The sequence below is a fragment of the Bartonella sp. AA86SXKL genome (assembly GCF_042196885.1).
In genome coordinates this window covers 559-867 of sequence record NZ_JBHIRE010000111.1, presented here as the reverse complement: position 1 = coordinate 867, position 309 = coordinate 559, and the positions used below count along the sequence as shown (strand labels likewise).

The following is a 309-nucleotide window of genomic DNA, read 5'->3' as shown; positions in this document are numbered from 1 at the left end:
TGTTCAATTTTTCTCTCTTACAAGCCTATTTGCTTAAGAAAAAGGTCATTCTCATAAAATTTAAGATAAAAAATGCGAAAAGATGTCTCAATGTTTTTTTTGCAACACAGATAAAAAGAAACCATCTGTTTTTGTTGTTGCCGGCGATAAAGTAAGTCCATAATTTGAAAAGACCGGTTGCACAGATGAAGAACTAAAATGTTGCTTCCAAAGCGCTCGCATATCTATTGCATAAAAATTACAATGCTGTTGAAGAAAACGAGAAATTTGCTCTTCATTTTCATCCACAAAAAGAGAGCACGTAATATA

At 32.4% G+C, this 309-nt stretch carries 1 pseudogene; it reads right to left on the bottom strand.

The features are described from left to right. Positions 1–87 precede the first annotated feature (87 nt). Positions 88–309 (bottom strand): annotated as a pseudogene (locus ACFIO5_RS10255) (MFS transporter); the annotation flags it as partial.